This is a genomic window from Phycisphaerae bacterium (genome assembly GCA_035275405.1).
Classification (GTDB): Bacteria; Planctomycetota; Phycisphaerae; order UBA1845; family UTPLA1; genus DATEMU01.
Genome location: DATEMU010000012.1, coordinates 217,980 through 236,867, shown reverse-complemented (window position 1 = coordinate 236,867; position 18,888 = coordinate 217,980). Strand labels below are relative to the sequence as shown.

Here is an 18,888-nt window from a genome sequence, read left to right as displayed (position 1 = left end):
TGCGCAAGAAAGGACCGCTCACCACCCGTTCGGTTGGTGAGCGGCCACTGCGTGATTGACCTTCACTGGTCACTACGGTCGCTCGCGGACGACGACATCCTTCGGCTCGTTCATGGCCGGATCGAACAGGATAATATCCGGCGGATCCTCGTCCTCAATCCCGGCGGCGTTGAGCCAGCCGTGGATGCACGTCGCATCCTCGCTGGCCACCCAGAGGGTGTTCAGAATTCCTGCCAACTGTTCGGGATCCGGCGCGACATCCGACAGGCGTACGTCGGGCGACTGGCCGGTGACCAGCGTGGCAGGGTCGTCGAAACCTACGATGTCGATCGCGTCGGCGTCGCTGTTGGAGACCCAGAGTCGCCCGCCGCTGAAGGCGATACCCTCCGGCTCGTCAATCCGTGCCGGACCGGCCAGCACGACGTTGGGGGCCTGGTTGTTGGTCAATCCATCGGCGGGGCTGAAGGTGAGGACGCCGCCTTCGCCGGGATTGTCCTGGCCGACGTACAAGATGTTGTCAAACACCTCGACTTCTTCGGCGCCGCTGATGAGCGACATGGCATTGTTCAGCGTCACGTCCGGCGGTTGATTGTTCGCCAGCGTGGCGACATCGTTATAAATGGTGACCGTGTTGCCGCCGTCATTCGCAACGTAAAGAATGTCCGCGACGACCGTCAGGCTCTGCGGGTTGGTGATCCCCGAGCCCGCGTTATCCAGCACGATGTCCGCCGCCTGATTGGTCGCCAACGTCGTCACGTCTCTGAAGACCCGCACCGTTTGGTTGCCCGCGCAGGCAACGTACAGGTCGCCGTTGAAGACGATCATGTCCGTGGGATTGCTGATGCCGGAACCGGCGTTGTCCAGAATGATACTGGGGGCCTGGTTGCTGGCGATCGTCAGGAAATTGTTGTAGATCGTGACCGTATTGGTCCCGGTGTTACCGACAAAAAGCCGGTTGTCGGCGAGTTCGAGGGCGTTGGGGTTCGAGATCAGGGACGTGGCGTTGTCCAGGATGGCGTCCGGCGCCTCACCCGCCGGGGCCGCGTTGCGGACGTCGCGATAGATAAACACCCTGCTGGCGACGGGATCGTCGGTGACCAGATCCAGGATCTCGCACACATCCCCAATGCCATCGCCATCTTCGTCGGCCTGGTCCGCGTTGGCCACGGTCGGGCAATTGTCACACGCATCGCCGAAGCCGTCGGTGTCTCCGTCGGCCTGGTCGTTGTTGGCGACCGCGTCGCAATTGTCGCAGGCATCGCCGAAGTTATCCCCGTCGGCGTTGGCCTGGTTGGCGTTCGCCGTCATCACGCAGTTATCCACGTCGTCGGAGACGCCATCCATGTCGCTGTCCATGGGACAGGCCGCTCCGGCTAGGATCGTGAAAGCAGTGAGCGAGAACATGATGCGACTGAATCGCAGGATTCCATCGTTGACCATTGCGATACTCCGTGGTTAAGAACCAGAAGCCTCTTCTGCGAGGACTACGTTTGACTCATGGCCGTTCGCGCACGACCAACGATTTGGGAGCATCCATCGTTGCGTCGAACAGAATAATGTCGGGCGGTTGGTCTTCGACAATGCTAGCGGCATTGAGATAGCCGTAGATTGCGGTGTTGTCGGCCCCGGTCATCCAAAGCGTGCCAAGAATGCCCTCGATTTCTTCGGAGTCCTTGACGGTGGTGAACGTGATCACCGAGACGTCCGGAAAGTCGTTGGTCATCAGGGTCGCTGGATCATTGAATCCAACAAACGCGGGGGCCTCGTCATCTGTGTTGGCGACATAAAGACGCCCGCCGACCACGGTAACGGCAATCGGATCGTCCAAGCCTGCTGCGAGGACAAAATCGGGCGCTTGATTGGTCGTCAGTGCATCGGCGGGGCTGAAGGCCAATACCCGGCCTTCGCCGGGGTCTTCGGTCACGACGTAAAGAACGTTGTCAAAGACGAAGACTCGCATAGGAGCCTGAACCAGTGAATTGGCCATGTTCAAGGTCACGTCCGGCGGGTCAGCGTTGGCCAGCGTGGCCACGTCGTTGTAAATCGTTACGGTATCATCGTCCTTGTTGGCCACATATAGGATGTTGGCTGCTACGACCAGGCCGACAGGTTGGTCAATCCCCGAGCCCGCGTTGTTCAGGGTCACATCCGGCGGATCGGCGCTGGCCAGGGTGGCCACATCCTTAAAGATGAGCACGGTGTCATTATTCTGATTGGCCACAAAGAGATCATTATCAAAGACTTGAATGTCGCTGGGTTTGTCCAACGTAGAACCGGCATTGTCCAAGACCACATTCGGGGCCTGGTTTGTGGCCAGAGTCTGGAAGCCGTTGAAGATCAAAACGGTGTCGTTATCGAGATTTCCCACGTACAAGCGGTTATCCACCAGGTCCAAAGAGCGCGGCCCGAAGATCATCGATGACGCCATGTCCAGAGTCACGTCCGGCGCCTGGCCGGGGGCGGCATTGCGAGCGTTGTAGTAGATGTACACCTTGTCACTGCTTACGTCTCCCATCGCCAAGTCCAGTATCTCGCAGGCATCGCCCAGGCTGTCGCCGTCTTCGTTCGCCTGGTCCGCGTTGGCCACTGTCGGGCAATTGTCGCAGGCGTCGCCGAAGCCGTCCGTATCACCGTCGCCCTGATCGTTGTTGGCGACCGCGACGCAGTTGTCACAGGCGTCGCCGAAATTGTCCCCATCGGCATTCGCCTGATTGGCGTTCGCCGTCATGACGCAGTTGTCCACGTCGTCGGAGACGCCGTCCATGTCGCTGTCCATGGGACAGGCCGCACCGGCTAATATCGCAAAAGCTGAGAGCGAAAACACGAACTGACCTATTCGAATGACTCTACTGTTCAACATATCGATGCTCCGCAGATAGGAATCAGAAACCCGGTTCTTCGTGAACACTTGCCGGCCACGATTGGGATCGTATCACTCCGGAATCCGCCTGCAAGCGGAATCCTGCGCGCGAATCGTTGGGGACGGTCCATTCGTCTCCATGAAACGCGCGGAGAGTATCCGAGTAACCATTATTTACGGCCGCTCGCGGACCACCAGCGACTTCGGCTCGTCAAAGTCGGGATCGTACAGCACGATATCCGGGAATTGTCCGTCCACGATGGCCGCCGCGTTCAAATAGCCATAGACCGCCTGGCCATCCTCGCTAGCCGTCCACAACGAACCCAGAATGCCTTCGATCTCGTCTGCCGGCCCCCGCACGAATGGATCGGGAATGACATCCGGGAGCTGGCCCGTCACGATGCTCGCCGGATCGTTGAATCCCACAAACGCCGTGTGGTCTTCATCGGTATTGGTGACGAACAGCCTTCCGCCGACCACCGTCACGCCGATCGGGTCTTCGAGCGCCGAGGCTCCAGCCAGAACGAAATCGGGCGCCTGATTGTTTGTCAGTCCGTCAGCTGGACTGAAGGCCAGGAGGCGGCCATTGCCCGTGTTGACATTGGTGACGTACAGAACATTGTCGAACACGAAGGCGCGTAGGGGTTCGTCGATTAGCGAGTTGGCCATGTTCAACGTCACGTCCGGAGGGTCCGCGTTGGCCAATGTCGCCACTTCGTTGTAGATCGTCACCGTGTCATTGTTCTTGTTGGCCACATACAGAATGTTGGCCGCAACGAATAATCCCACCGGTTGACTGATGCCGGAACCGGCATTGTTCAGGATGACGTCCGGCGGATCAGCGCTGGCCAGCGTGGCGACATCTCGGAAAATAAGGACCGTGTTCGTGTCCTGGTTGGCCACGAACAGGTCGCCGCCGAAGACCTGGAGATCGCTGGGCTTATCGATGGTCGAGCCTGCGTTGTTCAAGATCACGTTGGGGGCTTGATTATTCGCCAGGGCCAGGAAGTTGTTGAAGATTAACACTGTGTCGTTGTCCAGATTGCCCACATAGAGGCGGTTGTCCGCGATGTCGAGGGTCCGCGGCTGATCGATCATCGATGTGGCGTTGTCCAGCGTGACGTCCGGGGCCTCGCCGAACGCTGCGGCGTCGCGGACGTCGCGATAGATGAAAACCTTGTCCGCAATTCGATCACCCATCGCCAGGTCCAGAATCTCGCAGACATCACCGAGACCGTCGCCGTCTTCGTCGGCTTGGTCCGCGTTCGCGACGGTCGGACAGTTGTCGCAGGCATCGCCGATGCCGTCCGTGTCGCCGTCGGCTTGATCCGCGTTGGCTACGGCCGGGCAATTGTCACACGCGTTGCCGACGCCGTCCCCGTCGCCATCCGCCTGATCGTCATTGGCGACGGCGTCGCAGTTGTCGCAGGCATCGCCGAAGTTATCCCCGTCGGCATTCGCCTGATTGGCGTTCGCCGTCATGACGCAGTTGTCCACGTCGTCAGAGACGCCGTCCATGTCGCTGTCCATGGGACAGGCCGCACCGGCCAGGAAACCAAAGGCCCCCACGAGCAGAACCACTCGGGTGAATCGAACGATCGAATTCCTGTGCATGATTTGTGCTCCTTGTGTTTCGCGAACAACGACTTGAAACAACCTTCGCGAGGTCGAGGAGGAGCGTACCCAACATCCCCGCGGTCCGCAAGTAAGTAACTATCCCGTCGTTTGTTTTGCGGTGCCGGATTTTGGCGTGCCGGAAAACATTCATAAATCACCAGAGCAATTGACCTTATCCGAAACTACACGACCTCCACCAGCGCATGGCGCCCCCTTTCGCCCGATTGGACGAACGCAGAGAATAGGCCTTGGAAAGGAGACTGATGGAAACTCGCGAGACAATTCCCGACCTGTCTGTCGCACTTGGACGACTCACCCTCAAGAACCCTGTACTCACGGCGTCGGGGACGTGCGGGTATGGGCAGGAGTATGCGCCGTTTGTCGATCTTTCGCGGCTCGGGGGTTTCACCACGAAAAGCGTGACGGTCAAACCGCGGCCGGGCAACGCGCCGCAGCGGATTGTCGAGACGGCGGGGGGAATGCTCAACGCGATCGGGCTGGCCAATGTCGGGCTTGAGGAGTTTATGGCCGTCAAGGCGCCGGAGATCGCCAAGTTGGGCACGGCTGTCTTCGTCAACGTGGCCGGACACAGCCTCGACGATTATGTGACGGTTTGCCGCCGCGTGGACGAATCGCCTGCGATCGCGGGGATCGAGTTGAACGTGTCGTGCCCGAACGTGGCCGACGGGCTCATGTTTGGGACCGATGCGAAGCTCCTGCGCGAACTCGTCGCGGCGGTGCGGCCGGTCGTGCGCCGCGGCGTGCTCATCGTTAAGCTATCGCCGAACGTGACGGATATGAGCGCGATGGCCCGCGCGGCGATCGAAGGCGGGGCCGACGCCCTCTCCATGGTCAACACGTTTCTCGGAATGGTGATCGATGTCGAAACCCAGCGACCGGTCCTGGCCAATGGAACGGGCGGCCTATCCGGCCCGGCGATCAAGCCGATGGCGGTGCATCTGGTGAACAAGGTGTATCGCGAAGTCGCGCGCAAAGCAGGAGTGCCGATTATCGGGATCGGCGGCATCAGCCGCTGGCAGGACGCGGTCGAGTTCATGCTGGCCGGGGCGACGGCGGTTAGCGTGGGGACGGCGCTGTACGTCGATCCGACGACGCCCGTTAAGATCATTGACGGGCTTGCGGCCTATTTGACGAAACGCGGACTGACTTCTGTGCAGCAGTTGATCGGCGCGCTGCGCTACGAACCGGGTGGGGCGGTCGACCAAAAGCGCGAGGCGGGCGGAGAGGGATAACAATCGCCGATGGCCGATCAACCTCCCATCGTAACGATGGCCCAGCATGTTCGTCAGGCCGTCGGCGCTGCCCGCGAACGGAGCCGGCTCATCGGCTTCGTGCCGACCATGGGCGCCCTGCACGCCGGCCATGTCAGCCTGATGGAGGCGGCGAAGAAGAGCGTTGCGTACGTCGTCGTCAGCATCTACGTGAATCCGACCCAGTTCGGACCAAACGAAGATTTTTCGGCCTACCCGCGGACGATGGACGTCGATCGCGAGAGATGCCGCCAGGCAGGCGTCGATCTGATCTTCGCGCCCGAGCATGATGAAATCTACCCAGCGGGCGATCAGACGCGAGTCTGTCCCGGCCCGCTGGCCGACACGCTCTGCGGGCCGTTTCGACCGGGGCACTTTGAGGGTGTCTGCACCGTCGTGGCCAAGCTGTTCAACATCGTGCAGCCGGACGCGGCGTATTTTGGGCAAAAGGACGCCCAGCAGGCGGTCATCATTCGGCGAATGGTCAAGGACTTGCGGATGCCGGTGCGGATTGAGGTGTGCCCGCTGGTCCGCGACGCCGACGGCCTGGCGCTGTCCAGCCGCAACGCGCGCTTGAGGGCGGGACAGCGCGAGCAGGCCCTTTCGCTCCATCGGGCGCTGTGCGTGGGCCGCGATTGGCTCAAGACAGGGGAGCCATCGATGGGGCGAATCATCGCGGCCATGCGGGCGGAGATTGGCAAGTATCCGGAGGTTCGCGTCGATTATCTCAGCGTCGTCGATCCGGAGACATTGGCTCCGTCGTTCCCACCCCAAAGCCCGCTGATGCTGGCCGGAGCCATCCGTGTCGGCGAGGTGCGATTGATTGACAATCTCCTCGTGGATTTACAGCAATAGGGCGGATAGGATCACCCCGATGGCCGCCGCGGGAACTTTCGTCATTCGTCCTACGTAATTCATCATTCTCCATGTACCCAACGCTCTTCAAGATTCCCTACCTGCCCGACTGGCTTGCCGATGTGAAGAGCTACGGCGTCATGATGATGATCGCCTTCCTCTCGGGCATCTGGATGTGCTGCCGGAGGGCGGATCGGAGCCGGGCCAACGCGGACATTGAACTCAACATCGGCTTTCTCGGCCTGATCTTCGGCGTCGCCGGGGCGCGGGCCATGTTCGTCATTCACTACTGGGACACGCGCTTCGCCAACCAGCCTAATCCCTTCGCCGCGATCTTCGATATCCGAGCAGGAGGGCTCGAGTTCTGGGGAGGGCCCCTCCTGACCATCCCCGCGGTCATGATCTACTTGCGGTATATCGCCAAGGCCTCGCCGCGATGGTACCTGGACATCACGGTGCCGTCGCTGGCCTGGGGACTGGCCATTACGCGAATCGGCTGTTTCCTCAACGGGTGCTGCTGGGGGTCGACGTGCGTGGATGAGCATGACCCGGCGTGGAACAAGGCGGCACTACCCTGGGCCGTACATTTTCCCTACGGAAGTCCGGCCATGGGGCAGCAGTACCAATTCGGGCAGCTCACACTTCCTAAAGAATTGATCTATTCGCGCCATGGGGGGGAGAGCTATCCGCTGTCCCGCGATTACATCGATGCCGCACTGAAGGACGAGGGCCGTACGGCCGCGCAGCTTCAGTCGCAATACCAGGCCGCTTTAACGGAATTGACCCGTCTGCAAACTGAAAAAGCCGAGCCGGCGGCGCTGAAGCTCGCGGGCGAGCGCGAAGAGTCGGCGCGAAAGGCGCTGATGACTCACGAACTCAGCACCGGGATCGGCGTGGTGGAGAGGCAAGCGCGAAAATACGGACTCACGGTCGCCGAGCTGGCGCAGCTCGCGAGCGCCTATCGATCCAAACCGGTCCATCCCACGCAGATCTACGAGTTTATCAGCGGCATGCTGATCTGCTGGTTCCTCACAGTGCTCTTTTATTATCGCAAGCGGCATGGCATCCTCCTCGGCTGGTTTCTCATTCTGTATTCCATCTCGCGCTTGCTCTTGGAGGCAATCCGCCAGGACAACCCGCTCGACGTCGGGGGATTGACGATCTCGCAGGCCATCAGCGTCGGGTGCTTCGTCGCCGGCCTCCTGTGGCTCTGGATCGTCTACACCAAAATGCCCCTGGCCAGCCCCCTCGCCGTGCCCTTTGAACCGCCCGAGGAACCCGACCATCCCGCCGAGGGTCGTGCACGCGCGAACGCCAACGCCGAGGCCCCGATGGCGCGAAGACGGTAACGCGCAGACCAACGAGCCGAAAAAGGGGAACTTCCATGCGTCCACTTGCGCTCCTTCTGCTAGCGCTGGGCCCCGCGGTCTGGTCCGCGCCGTTGCGCGCGGCGCCCGGCGATGCGATGACCTTCAAGAACAACCTGCTGCCGGGCCAGTGGAGCGAGCATCGGCTCAAGCGAGTGATCCTCCGTACGACGCAAAAGGACAAGGTCCCCGAGAAGCTGGTGTACCGGCAAACGGCGGAATGGCTGCGCTGCAATATCGACGAAGGCAAGCCGGGGAGCATGGTGCTTTATCAGATGATGGTCGACCAGGCTCCGAAAGTCGTGAGCCTGTCGCGCGGAAAAAAAAAGGTCTCGCCCACGCCCTCCGCCTCACGCTTTAATCTTCCTAAGGGGTCGACTCGTCTCCACAGCGCGACCGTGACCGCCCGCGATGCCCCGATTCAGGCCCCGATGGCAGACCCGGTGCAACACGCCATCCTGACCGCGTTCTTGGACTTCGCGCACTGGCCCGAGGGCTCGGTCAACGCCGGCCATCGCTGGGAGCGGGACATTTCCTGCGAGGGATTCGAGGGAAAGCAGACGTTTGAATTCGTCGATCTGGTCAAGGTCGGCGATCAAATGACCGCGCGGGTGACGCTGTTCGTCGAGGGCAAGTTCACCAGCGGGCTGGAACGGGAATACAGCTTCGACAAAGGCCAGGCGCTTTTGTACTGGTCGCGGCCCGAGCGAATGCTGGTCAAGATGGAAGCGCAGGCCGGCTACGAGCGGTCGCGCGGGGCCAAGCCAGAGCGCTACGAACTCAAGTTCAATGCCGACCTCGCGCGGACGAAATCGCTCAGCGAGGACGAGCAGGAACTGGTCAAGGTGCAGTTGACCGCCTTTGCCCAGGCGCTGGAGAAGCTGCGAGCGAAGGACGCCAGGTCCGCCCTGGCGATCTGCCGGGAGTTTCGCACGCGCTGGCCGGATTCCCGCTGGCTACCGGCCGTGGCGGAACTGGAGAGCCAGGCCGCCCCGAAGCCGACCTCGGACGATCGGCTCAGCGCTGAGCAGCTTAAGAAGGTCCTCGTGCAGACGATCGTCGCCTGGGAGGCCGCGCGCTCCACGGGCGAGCACGATCTGCGCGACAAGGCCGTGGACACGCTGGCCCAACTGGCCAACGAGTATCGCACGAAGCTCGCCCGGCTGGCCCGGGACAAGGACGATGCCGTCCGCAGCCAGGCGATCTTTGCCATCGCGCTGGGGAACAGTCCGGACGACCTGGCGACCGTTCAGAGTGCGGTGAAAGACAAGGTCCCCAAGGTCCGGGCCATGGCCCTGGCGGGACTGGCCGCGCGCGGCAAATCGGATGTCAACGTGGAACTTCTGATCGCGCGGCTGGACGACAAGGAATCCATCGTCCGCCGCCGCGCCTGCCAGGCCGTCGCCGTGTGCGTCGAGCCGGAGCATTACTCGATCGTCGCCGTCGCGGAAAAGCTCGGCCGGCTGATGGTCGACGACGAAAATGATCTGGTCCGCAAGGAGGCGATCCGCGCCCTCGCCGTCGTTGGCGCCCCGGCGGACATCCCGCGGTTGGAAAAGGCCCTCACCCACGAACTCAATCAGTCGAATCGCGCGGAGATTGAAAGGGCGATTGCGGCGCTTCGCAAGAAGAGCTGATTCGACGATGATGCCGGGGCATTGGCTTCAATTCCTTCCAACCCGGACGGCGTCCTGAACCCCGCGAACCGACCCGGCAATCGTGGGGTCGTCGCGGCGGCCATTGCCGCAGCCTGTCTCTTCGTCACGGTCGCCCATTGGCCCGTTCTGTCGGCAAATGCCCTTTTTATCGACGACGGCATTTTCATTTTCGATAACCCGCTCGTCTTGAGCCCGAGTTGGGAATCCGCTCGCCGGTTTTTCGCCGAACTGCTTCAGCCGTCGACGGTCATGGGGTATTCCATGCCCCTTTCGATGATCTCGCTGATGGTCGACGTGGGGATGGGCGGCAGCGCGGAAAATCTTCTGCCGTTTCATCGAGCGAGTCTCCTGCTTCACCTGATTTCCACCGCGCTGGTCATTCTGATCCTGCACCGCCTCTTCAAAAGGCCGCTCATCGCCGCGGCGGTCGGAGTGCTGTTCGGCGTCCACCCGCTCACCGTCGAGCCGGTCGCCTGGCTCAGCGATCGCAAAACGATTCTCTGTGCGATGTTCACTTTGGCGAGTATGTGGACGTATCTACGGCACGTCGCGCGACCGGGCTGGTCGAACTACTCTGCGTCGATCGCGTTCTTTGTGATGGCTTCGCTGTCCAAGCCGTCGTCGTTGACGCTGCCGGTCGTGCTGCTGCTCATCGACTGGTGGCCGCTCGGGCGGCGGTCGCGCCGGGTGGTTTGGGAAAAGGCGCCCTATTTCATCGTGGCCGCGGCGTTTGTCGCCATAACGCTCATTTCCCAGATTCCCACCGCGGAGGTCGGTCTGCTCGACGACGGGCCGCGCTTTCGTGTGCCGCTCGTACTCTGCCACAACATTGTTTACTACCTGTACGAGATCGTCTGGCCACGCCACTTGAGACCGCTCTATCTTTCCCCAGAGCCGTTGGACCTCTCCCACCCCATGATCCGGGCCGGCGTCATCGGCACGGCCATCCTTATCCCATTCCTGCTGATCTCGCTGCGCTGGACGCGGGCGCTGCTGGCCGGCTGGCTGATCTTCTTCGTCGCACTCTTCCCTTCCAGCGGCGTCTTCCGCGTGAGCGATTCCATTGCCTGGGACCGATACCTTTATCTGCCGTCGATCGGGTTGTTGATGATCGTCGCCTGGGTGCTGACTCGCGCCGCCGATGCACTTCGAGGCCGCCGATCGCCGCAGATCATTCTCGCCGCCGTTGTGCTTGTGCTGATCGGTCTGGAGATCGTCGGGACGCGGCGACAATTGGACGTGTGGCAGGACTCCGAGACGCTGGTCCGTTACACGCTCAGCCTCGAACCGCGCTCGAGCGTCCTGCACAACCGGCTCGGGGCGATGCTGGAGGAGGCGGGCCGGGCCGATGAGGCCTTTGCGGAGTATCAAGAGGCCGTCCGGCAGACGCCCAACAATCCGCAGGCGCAGAACAGCCTGGCGCAGGCACTCTCGGCGCGAGGCCGCGATGCCGAGGCGATCGAGCACTACAAGACGGCGCTCCGCGTGAAGTACGTCCCCTACGACGTCCACTACAACTATGCCCTGCTGCTTGCCCGGCAGGGACGACCGCAGGAGGCGATCGCGCAGCTCCGCGCGTCGCTCGCGATGCGGCCCGATTTCATCAATTCCCGGGTGCATCTCGCCAATCTCCTGGCCGACACCGGCCAATTCGCCGAGGCCGTCGAGCACTACCGCCTCGCGCTCGCGGCGCGACCCGACTCGGCGAACCTGCACAACAATCTGGGCTCGGCGCTGCGGAATCTCGGTCGCGTCGATGAGGCGATCGAGGAATTTGAAACGGCACTGGACATCGATGCGAACTATGTCAGTTCGATTATCAATCATGCAAATGCCCTGCGGCAACAAGGTCGGCTTGAATCGGCGATCGCCCGCTATCGCGAGGCCCTGGCCGTCGATCCGTCGCAAGGCGCGGCGCATTTCAACCTCGGCACGGCGCTACTTGAGCAGCGGAAATTCGCCGAGGCCGTAAGCGCGCTGCTCGAAGCGATGAGGCTCTTGCCAACGAATGCCGAGGTTCGCTATCAACTGGGATGCGCGATTGAGGCGCAGGGCCGACCTATCGATGCCTTCCGGCAATATCGCGAGGCCCTGCGGCTCGACCCGAATCACGCCGGCGCAAAGAGCAAACTTTCACGGAATTAACTACTGATGCTGCCGGCGGTCCGCAACAGCCGCCCCCGATGTTGACGCAGCAGCGAATCGAGCCGCTTGTCGAGTCCCGGATGTCGGCCGTCGTAGCGCATCTTCGCCGGGCTGGCCGCCAGCGCGACGAACCACTTTACAAGGTTGGCGAAATCTCGCACGTCGATGTACTCCGGCCCGATCCGGCCGCGCGTCTCATCCATGTTGTGATAATTTCCCAGCGGAAGGCAGATGCCCGTGGCGTCGTAACCATAGTGGCAGTAGGCGGTCGATTCGCACGTCCCGCCGTCCATGAGCTTGCGCTGAAAAGCAAACGCCTTGTCCTTCGCCGCGAGTTCCTCGGCGACGACCTGACAATACGCCGTAGCGGCCGGAGTAAAGACGGTCGCCTTGTCGCCGACGCGGAGCACGGGACCGCCGCCCAGCGCGACGCCCGCGATCGCCTTGCTGCACTCGACGCCGACTACCAGCACATCCCGCGGCACGGTCTTGCGATCAACGGCGGCAAGCGTCCCACCAAAGCCGACCTCTTCCGCACGGCTGAAAAAGGCGTAGCAAGTCGTGGGGATTTCCTGGCTGCAGATCGCATCGAGCGCGCACAAGATCCCCGCCAGCCCCGCCGTGTCGTCGCACATTCGCGCAAAGATGCGATTCCCTCGAACCACGGCGTCGCCCATCCCCCACATGCCCGGGCTTCCCGCGCGAACCGGTCGACGGACTTCCGCGACGATCGCCTTCGGCGGAGCGTCGGCCCCGAACGATCGCGCACTGGCGGCGGCGCGGCGCGGCATGGTTCGACCCGGCTTGTGCGGGATCACTTCGACGATCCGCCCACGGATCCACGCGCTGTCGGAAAAGAACTGCACCCGTTCGTTCTTGAAATAGGGTGAGCGTACCCAGCCGCGAAACTCGGCGTACACGCGTCGTTCGCCGGTCATCCGCAGGGCCGTGAAGCCGGGATGGTCCATGTGGGCTGAGAAGAGGATTGGCCGGCCGCGGCTCCTGGTACGGCGCTTGGGCGCATAGCGGACGAGCAGGTTGCCGAAGCGATCGGTACTCAGGCGAAGCTGCGGCCGCCGGGACACAAACTTGCGGATGTAGCGGACGACCTGCCCCTCCACGAACGGGGCGGTCGGCAGGTTCACCACCTGCTTCAGGATTGAAATCTGCTCACTCATGGACATTCCCAACACCTCCAAACTGTGTCGCCGTCATGGGTTGCGACGCGCTTCTTATCCGGGCTCGACGGTTTGTAAGCCCGCCGCGGCTAGGATCAACCGCGTGGACGTGCCCGCCAACGCACCTCGGATAGCGGCGATGGCACGCTTTCTGTCGATATTTCATAGGAAGATGTCCACCATGACCAGCACCCTCGCCGTGCCCGTTCGCGAAGTCGCCGCCCAACCGCCCTTCACCTGCGTCGGCTGCGGGAAGTCGCAAGCCCCCCCCAGACCGGTCTTGAAGGCCGCCCCTCCCGATCGGCCCTTTGACCTGGTGAGGTGCCCGGATTGCACGCTGGTCCAACAATTCCCCCGCTATACGCCCGCCCAATTCCGCAAGCTTTACGCGGCCGATTATTACGTCTTCGGAGAGTCGGACGAACATCGCTGGGCCCGGGTGGTCCAGCAATACGTCGTGCACTTGCTCCCGTTGGAGGATCGACCGGGGCGGCGGCTTCTGGATGTCGGCTGCGCGCTCGGTCATCTCGCGGCACTGGCGCGGCTGCGCGGCTGGCGGGTGACGGGGATCGATGTCTCAGCCGAGGCCGTCAGCCAGGCGTCGGTGCGGTTCGGTCTCGACGTCCGCGCGGGCAGCCTCGCTCGACATCGCGATACGCTCGGCCCGTTCGACGCGATCTTTCTGGGCGACTGCATCGAACATGTCGAAGAACCGGCGGCGCTTCTGACGGATGTTCGCCGCGCATTGACATCCGACGGTCTGGTCTGCATCGACACGCCGAACTGGGCGAGCCGCTGGCGGCGCTGGGGCGGTCAGCGCTGGCTGGGCCTGAATCGCTACCACGTCAACCTGTTCGACGCGGATTCGCTCGGGCGATTGCTGGAGGCGTCCGGCTTCGCGGACATCCGCGCCGCCGCCTACACGCACTATCGCTATGAAGCCTGGACGACGCGACCGGAGATGCTCGGCTGGCTCAACAAGTTGCCGCGATTCATCGCGTGGCGCGTCGCACGATGGCTCACGCGGTTCAATGCGAATAGCCCGTGGGCACAACTCCGCACGAGCCCGCCCGTCAATCTCAACCAGGCCCGCGAGCTCGTCATCGACTACGCCCTTCGCACCGACGAGTTTCTCCCCGCGTCGCTGGCGGTCGGCGACAATCTCATCATCCAGGCCCGCCGGAAATAAGAATAGCTCACGTAGAGGCGCAGAGAAGAAAGAGAAGCTCCCCCTTTGTCTTTAACTCTGCGCCTCCGCGCCTCTGCGTGAGATTCCTCTTCAGAGCCGCTCCGCCGCCGCCTTCAACCCCGGCCAGTGATGGTCGTAGTGCTCGCTGCCCGCCCCGTCGATCCATTCGCGGAGCGGTGTGTCGATGAGCTGGTCGGGCGGCGCCGTGCGGATCGCGGCAAGCAGCCGCTCCTCGGCGGCACGAAGCTGGGGCAGGAGCATGACGAACGACATCCGCCGGTTTTTCTTGAACACGTCGTCGTTAATCCGTTCGAGGTCATACGCTGGAAGCGCCCTGCCCGCCGCCAGTTCCGGAATCTGCTTCGCTCCCTCGTCCGTCCAATAGACGAAATGTCCAATCAGGTCGCGGACGTTCCATTTCGGTCCGATTTTTTCGCGCTCGGCGGAGGCGTCGTCGAAGCGCTCCAGCGCGGCCCGCATCCGCATGATGCGATCCGTGGTTCGTTGCAGGATGGCGTCGCGGACGTTCATATCAAGCTCTACAAGTCGGCGTTCGAAATCGCAACTAAAGCCCGGGGCAAGCTTGCCCCGGGTCATGCCGAACTTATGCTACCCGGCGGCGTATTGTACGGAGGCGCGGCGTTCCCCGCCGCCAGGAGGGTATATGCCCCGTCCCATCATCGGCGTAACGTGCAGCGTGGACGCGGAAGGCGATTCGTCGCCCAAGCCGCGGGCCTTTCTCAACATGGCGTATACCGACGCGATCTTCGCGGCGGGCGGTCTGGCCCAGCCGGTGCCGATCCCGGAGCGACCGGATGCGCGGTTGATTGCCGAACTCATCGATTCCTACGACGCGCTCCTGTTCACCGGCGGGGCGGACGTGAACCCTCACCAGTACGGTCAGATCCCGCACGCCAGCACCATCGCGATGCACGAGCGGCGCGACGTCTTCGAGGTCGAGTTCTTCCGCGCGGCGGATGCGGCGGACAAGCCGATCCTGTCGATCTGCCTCGGCTGCCAGATCGCCAGCGTGGCCCGCGGGGGCTGTCTGATTCAGCACGTCGATGATCTGCCGCGCAAGACGGCGATCGAACATCACAAGCCCAACCACGGGACGGCGTACCACGACGTCGAGATTGCGACGGATTCGATGCTGGCCAAAATCGTCGGCCGCACGCGGATGGAGGTAAACAGCCGGCATCATCAGGTCGTAGACCGCGAGCAGGTCGGCGGGAGCCTGAAGCCTGTTGCCTTCGCGCCGGACGGTATTGTCGAGGCGGTCGAAGACCAGAACAAGCGATTTTTCCTCGCCGTCCAGTGGCACCCCGAGGACATGATCGACCGACCGGAGCAGTTGAGGTTGTTTGCGGCGCTGGTTAACGCGGCGCGGAAGTGTTGATGACAGTGCCACATTCGGGGCACCTGCCACTCGTGTTTCCGGTTAGATTGTAACCGCAATTCTCACAATAACCCATTTGCCGCGTTGCTGATGTAGCTGTATTAAATCGCTCGAAGAGGATTATTAATCCAAAGATCGGACCGGCAGTTACCATCAAGAACCAAACCCAAATAGCCAATGGTAAAGGCAATACAAAAGCAGAAAAGAACCCTAAGACGGCGGATGCGTAGTAAATCGCTAAGAATGCCCATGTCGTAGGTTTGCGCCTAGCCCCGAAGGAACTTGACAACAAGAGGCGAATCACAAACGCCGCTAAGGGAAAACCACAACCGATTGTTGGGGTCACCCACCAATATTGACCATCAAACAACCTTGCGATTTGCACCGTCATTTTGGACTTCTTTTGAAACGAACAATCGGCTAGAGGGATCGAACAACCCGCACCGTAGAAGCAACGCGATCTGGATCGGGTTTATTGGCCCAATAGCCGTCTTTCTTGAGATAGCTCCCAACGAAAAAGGCGTGCGCGTGCGGGGCGAGGGCCTTCGCGTTTTCCGGCGTGACGCCGGAGCCGACGAAGACGGGGATGTTCACGGCCTTGCGGACGGCGGCGAGGTCGTCGACGCTCGTCGGGCGGCCGGTCGCCGGGCCGGTAACGACAACGCCGGAGGCCCCGAAGAACTCGGCGGCCTGGGCGGTCTCGGCGAGGTCCACGTCGGCGGTGATCGCGTGCGATGAGTGCTTTTTCTTCACGTCGGCGAGGATCGCGACCTCTTCCGCGCCGATCATCTTGCGATAGCGCAGGAGCGGCCCGGCGTCGGCCTCGGGCATCAGCCCCTCGTCGGCGACGTGGGCGAAGACGAAGCCCTCGCAGCGGACGAACTGGCAGCCGCTCGCGTGGGCGACGGCGACGGCCTCGCGGTTGGCCCCGGCGAGGATCTGCACGCCGAGGGGCAGCGCGACGGCCTGCCGCACCGCCGCGCAGATCGCCGTCATCGCCGCGACGATCTCCGGCCCAACTTGCCGGTTCAAGTACGGCACGTCGTGCATGTTTTCCAGCAGGATCGCATCCACGCCGCCGTCGGCGAGGAGCTTGGCTTCGTTAACGGCACTCGCGGCAATCTCGGCGACGGTGGATTTCGAGCGAGGCGTACCCGGCAGCGCGCCGACGTGAATCATTGCGATCAGCGCGGGACGGGATATACCATTCAAGAATGTCAGACCGGGGTCAAGCATGGATGAATTGATAAGGGAGGACGGCAAATTGTGGAAGAGGAAATCGAAAGATGTGTCTCGTCCTGTTAGGAAGGGCTCAGTATGCCACTCCCCTCGGAATACTCACGTCTGAGATGACCCTCCATTCGCCATCCCGTTGGGTAAGCCAAAAGATTCTTTCCTGCGCGTCGAACTTGTAATAAAGCTCCTTTATTTCTGTCTCACCATTAGCGACTTTTGCTTGAAGGGCGCTTCGCAACTCTCCGACTATCGCGTTGGCTTGCTTTAATTCGTTTAGGTTGGGTGCGCCGAACTTGCGCAGCACTTCCTTTTCATCCATACCAACAGCTTTGTCAAATACAGGACTAGACTCGTCGGCCGAGCGAACGCCTTTAGGTTGGCAACAGCCATCAGCGCATAGTATGGTATTTACAATCGCGATTGTTAGGACCCTCGACAATGTCATCGCTGCCGATCCAACTGCCGATAGTTCACCGCCTCACTCAGATGCTCCGGCTTGATCCGCTCTGAGCCCTCCACATCCGCGATCGTCCGCGCTACGCGGAGGACCTTGTCGTGTGCCCGCGCCGACAGTCCCAACTCCGTCATCGCCTGTTTGAGGATCATCTCTCCCGCATCGTCCAGCGGGCAATGCTTCCGCACCAGCCGCGGTCCCATGCGGGCGTTGACCTTGGTTGCCTGACCGTTGAAGCGAGCCTGCTGGCGTTGACGGGCTTCGAGCACGTGACCGCGCATTGTCGCCGATGCCGTGCCCGGCTTGGAATGTCGCAGCTCATTGAACGGCACGGCAGGAACCGTGACATGGATATCGATGCGATCGATCAAGGGACCGCTGACACGCGACAGGTACTTTTCCACCTGCGGCTGAGAACACTTGCACGGCTTGCGCGGGTCGGACAGATACCCGCACGGGCACGGATTCATCGCCGCGACGAGCATAAACTCGGCCGGGAAGCGGACGACGCTGTGCGACCGGGCGATCGTCACGCAGCCGTCCTCCAGCGGCTGGCGGAGCGTTTCGAGGATCGTGCGCTGGAACTCGGGGAACTCGTCGAGAAACAGGATGCCGTGGTGGGCGAGCGAGACTTCGCCCGCCTGCGGGACCGTCCCGCCGCCGACGAGGGCCGGGGCGCTGGCGGAGTGGTGCGGCGTCCGCACCGGTCGCGTCGCCATGAGCGACGCCCCAGAGGCGAGCTTGCCCGCGGCGGACCAGACGCGCGTCGTTTCGAGTGATTCTGAAATGGAAAGGGGCGGCAGGATCGTCGGCAGGCACTTGGCCATGAAGGTCTTGCCGGAGCCGGGCGGGCCGACCATCAGCAGGTTGTGTCCCCCGGCCGCGGCGAGCGTGACCGCCCGCTTGGCGAACTCCTGCCCGCGGACATCCGCGAAATCGACGTCGTAGGCCGCGGCCTTCGCAAATGTCTCCTCCAGATCGATCGCCGTCGGCTCGATGGGCAGTTGCTCGTTTAGCAGCCCGACCGCATCCGTCAGCGACGAGACGCCGAAAACTTCGAGCCCCTCGACGACGGCGGCCTCGTTGGCGTTGGCCTGCGGGAGGATGAAGCCGCGATAGCCCTCGCGTTTGGCCATCATCGCCATGGACAGCGCGCCCTTGATCGGCCGCGTGCGGCCATCCAGCGCCAATTCGCCGGCGATGACATATTCCCGCAGCGTCGGCGGGGCCGCGCCATCGGATGCGAAAAGCATCCCCAGCGCGATCGGCAGATCCAACGCCGGGCCTTCCTTGCGGATATCCGCCGGAGCGAGGTTGATGACAGTGCGATGATCCGGGGCTTCGTACCCGCAGTTGACGATCGCCGTGCGGATGCGTTCGAGGCTCTCCTTCACGTCCGAGGCGGGCATCCCCACGACGACGGGCGTGGCGAACCCGCGAGAGGAGACGTTGACCTCCACCTCGCACGGAACGGCGTCGATGCCGACCAGCGTCGCGCTATGAACTTGAACCAGCATGAGGCCCGAAAGCGTACCGATTGCGTAGGCGTGCGACAAGCCGCATCAGGGTGGCACGGTCTGCCAGCAGGCAGGCCGTGGTCGCATGGTGACAAAAGCCAAGCCGTATTCCAAAGTCACGGCCTCGCTGCGGCGAGACCGT

At 62.3% G+C, this 18,888-nt stretch carries 15 protein-coding genes; 7 read left to right on the top strand and 8 right to left on the bottom strand.

Translation table 11 applies throughout. The features are described from left to right. Window positions 1-72: 72 nt before the first annotated feature. From VJZ71_13770 to VJZ71_13760, 3 genes are all read right to left on the bottom strand, one after another. Complete coding sequence (locus VJZ71_13770) at window positions 73-1,440, bottom strand: thrombospondin type 3 repeat-containing protein (protein HKQ49134.1); 1,368 nt, start codon at window positions 1,438-1,440, stop codon at window positions 73-75. Window positions 1,441-1,495: 55 nt separating this feature from the next. Continuing rightward, entirely contained in the window at window positions 1,496-2,860 is a 1,365-nt protein-coding gene (locus VJZ71_13765) for a thrombospondin type 3 repeat-containing protein (protein HKQ49133.1), read from the bottom strand. 174 nt (window positions 2,861-3,034) lie between these two features. Continuing rightward, window positions 3,035-4,474 (bottom strand): thrombospondin type 3 repeat-containing protein, encoded by a 1,440-nt coding sequence (locus tag VJZ71_13760; GenBank protein ID HKQ49132.1) that lies wholly within the window; start codon window positions 4,472-4,474, stop codon window positions 3,035-3,037. Window positions 4,475-4,740: 266 nt separating this feature from the next. On the opposite strand from VJZ71_13760, the gene VJZ71_13755 reads away from it, so the two are divergent. The 5 genes from VJZ71_13755 (at window position 4,741) to VJZ71_13735 (ending at window position 11,773) form a co-directional block, all read left to right on the top strand. After that, window positions 4,741-5,730: a dihydroorotate dehydrogenase gene (locus VJZ71_13755; GenBank protein HKQ49131.1), complete on the top strand. Its 990-nt coding sequence runs from the start codon at window positions 4,741-4,743 to the stop codon at window positions 5,728-5,730. A gap of 9 nt (window positions 5,731-5,739) precedes the next feature. Next, complete coding sequence (panC, locus tag VJZ71_13750; GenBank protein HKQ49130.1) at window positions 5,740-6,603, top strand: pantoate--beta-alanine ligase; 864 nt, start codon at window positions 5,740-5,742, stop codon at window positions 6,601-6,603. 71 nt (window positions 6,604-6,674) lie between these two features. Continuing rightward, on the top strand, window positions 6,675-7,952 hold the full coding sequence (locus tag VJZ71_13745) for a prolipoprotein diacylglyceryl transferase family protein (protein ID HKQ49129.1): 1,278 nt from the start codon (window positions 6,675-6,677) through the stop codon (window positions 7,950-7,952). Window positions 7,953-7,987: 35 nt separating this feature from the next. Further along, a complete protein-coding gene (locus VJZ71_13740) occupies window positions 7,988-9,607 on the top strand; it encodes a HEAT repeat domain-containing protein (protein ID HKQ49128.1) in 1,620 nt (539 codons plus the stop codon). Window positions 9,608-9,628: 21 nt separating this feature from the next. After that, window positions 9,629-11,773, top strand: coding sequence for a tetratricopeptide repeat protein (locus tag VJZ71_13735; GenBank protein ID HKQ49127.1), 2,145 nt, complete (start codon window positions 9,629-9,631; stop codon window positions 11,771-11,773). Here the strand turns inward: VJZ71_13735 and VJZ71_13730 are convergent. Beyond that, window positions 11,770-12,957: a hypothetical protein gene (locus VJZ71_13730; GenBank protein ID HKQ49126.1), complete on the bottom strand. Its 1,188-nt coding sequence runs from the start codon at window positions 12,955-12,957 to the stop codon at window positions 11,770-11,772. The two genes, VJZ71_13735 and VJZ71_13730, sit on opposite strands and share 4 nt — an antisense overlap. Window positions 12,958-13,132: 175 nt before the next feature. On the opposite strand from VJZ71_13730, the gene VJZ71_13725 reads away from it, so the two are divergent. Next, on the top strand, window positions 13,133-14,140 hold the full coding sequence (locus tag VJZ71_13725; protein ID HKQ49125.1) for a class I SAM-dependent methyltransferase: 1,008 nt from the start codon (window positions 13,133-13,135) through the stop codon (window positions 14,138-14,140). A gap of 90 nt (window positions 14,141-14,230) precedes the next feature. Here the strand turns inward: VJZ71_13725 and VJZ71_13720 are convergent, their stop codons facing one another. Then, on the bottom strand, window positions 14,231-14,737 hold the full coding sequence (locus VJZ71_13720; GenBank protein HKQ49124.1) for a maleylpyruvate isomerase N-terminal domain-containing protein: 507 nt from the start codon (window positions 14,735-14,737) through the stop codon (window positions 14,231-14,233). 67 nt (window positions 14,738-14,804) lie between these two features. Between VJZ71_13720 and VJZ71_13715 the strand changes: the two genes are divergently transcribed. Beyond that, on the top strand, window positions 14,805-15,539 hold the full coding sequence (locus VJZ71_13715) for a gamma-glutamyl-gamma-aminobutyrate hydrolase family protein (protein HKQ49123.1): 735 nt from the start codon (window positions 14,805-14,807) through the stop codon (window positions 15,537-15,539). 420 nt (window positions 15,540-15,959) lie between these two features. Here the strand turns inward: VJZ71_13715 and VJZ71_13710 are convergent, their stop codons facing one another. The 3 genes from VJZ71_13710 to VJZ71_13700 all read right to left on the bottom strand — a co-directional run bounded on the left by VJZ71_13710 (window position 15,960) and on the right by VJZ71_13700 (window position 18,785). Then, the gene (locus tag VJZ71_13710; GenBank protein ID HKQ49122.1) at window positions 15,960-16,718 is read right to left on the bottom strand and encodes a BtpA/SgcQ family protein; all 759 of its coding nucleotides are present in this window, start codon (window positions 16,716-16,718) and stop codon (window positions 15,960-15,962) included. 133 nt (window positions 16,719-16,851) lie between these two features. Beyond that, entirely contained in the window at window positions 16,852-17,094 is a 243-nt protein-coding gene (locus tag VJZ71_13705; protein HKQ49121.1) for a hypothetical protein, read from the bottom strand. Window positions 17,095-17,216: 122 nt separating this feature from the next. Continuing rightward, entirely contained in the window at window positions 17,217-18,785 is a 1,569-nt protein-coding gene (locus VJZ71_13700) for a YifB family Mg chelatase-like AAA ATPase (GenBank protein ID HKQ49120.1), read from the bottom strand. Window positions 18,786-18,888: the final 103 nt, after the last annotated feature.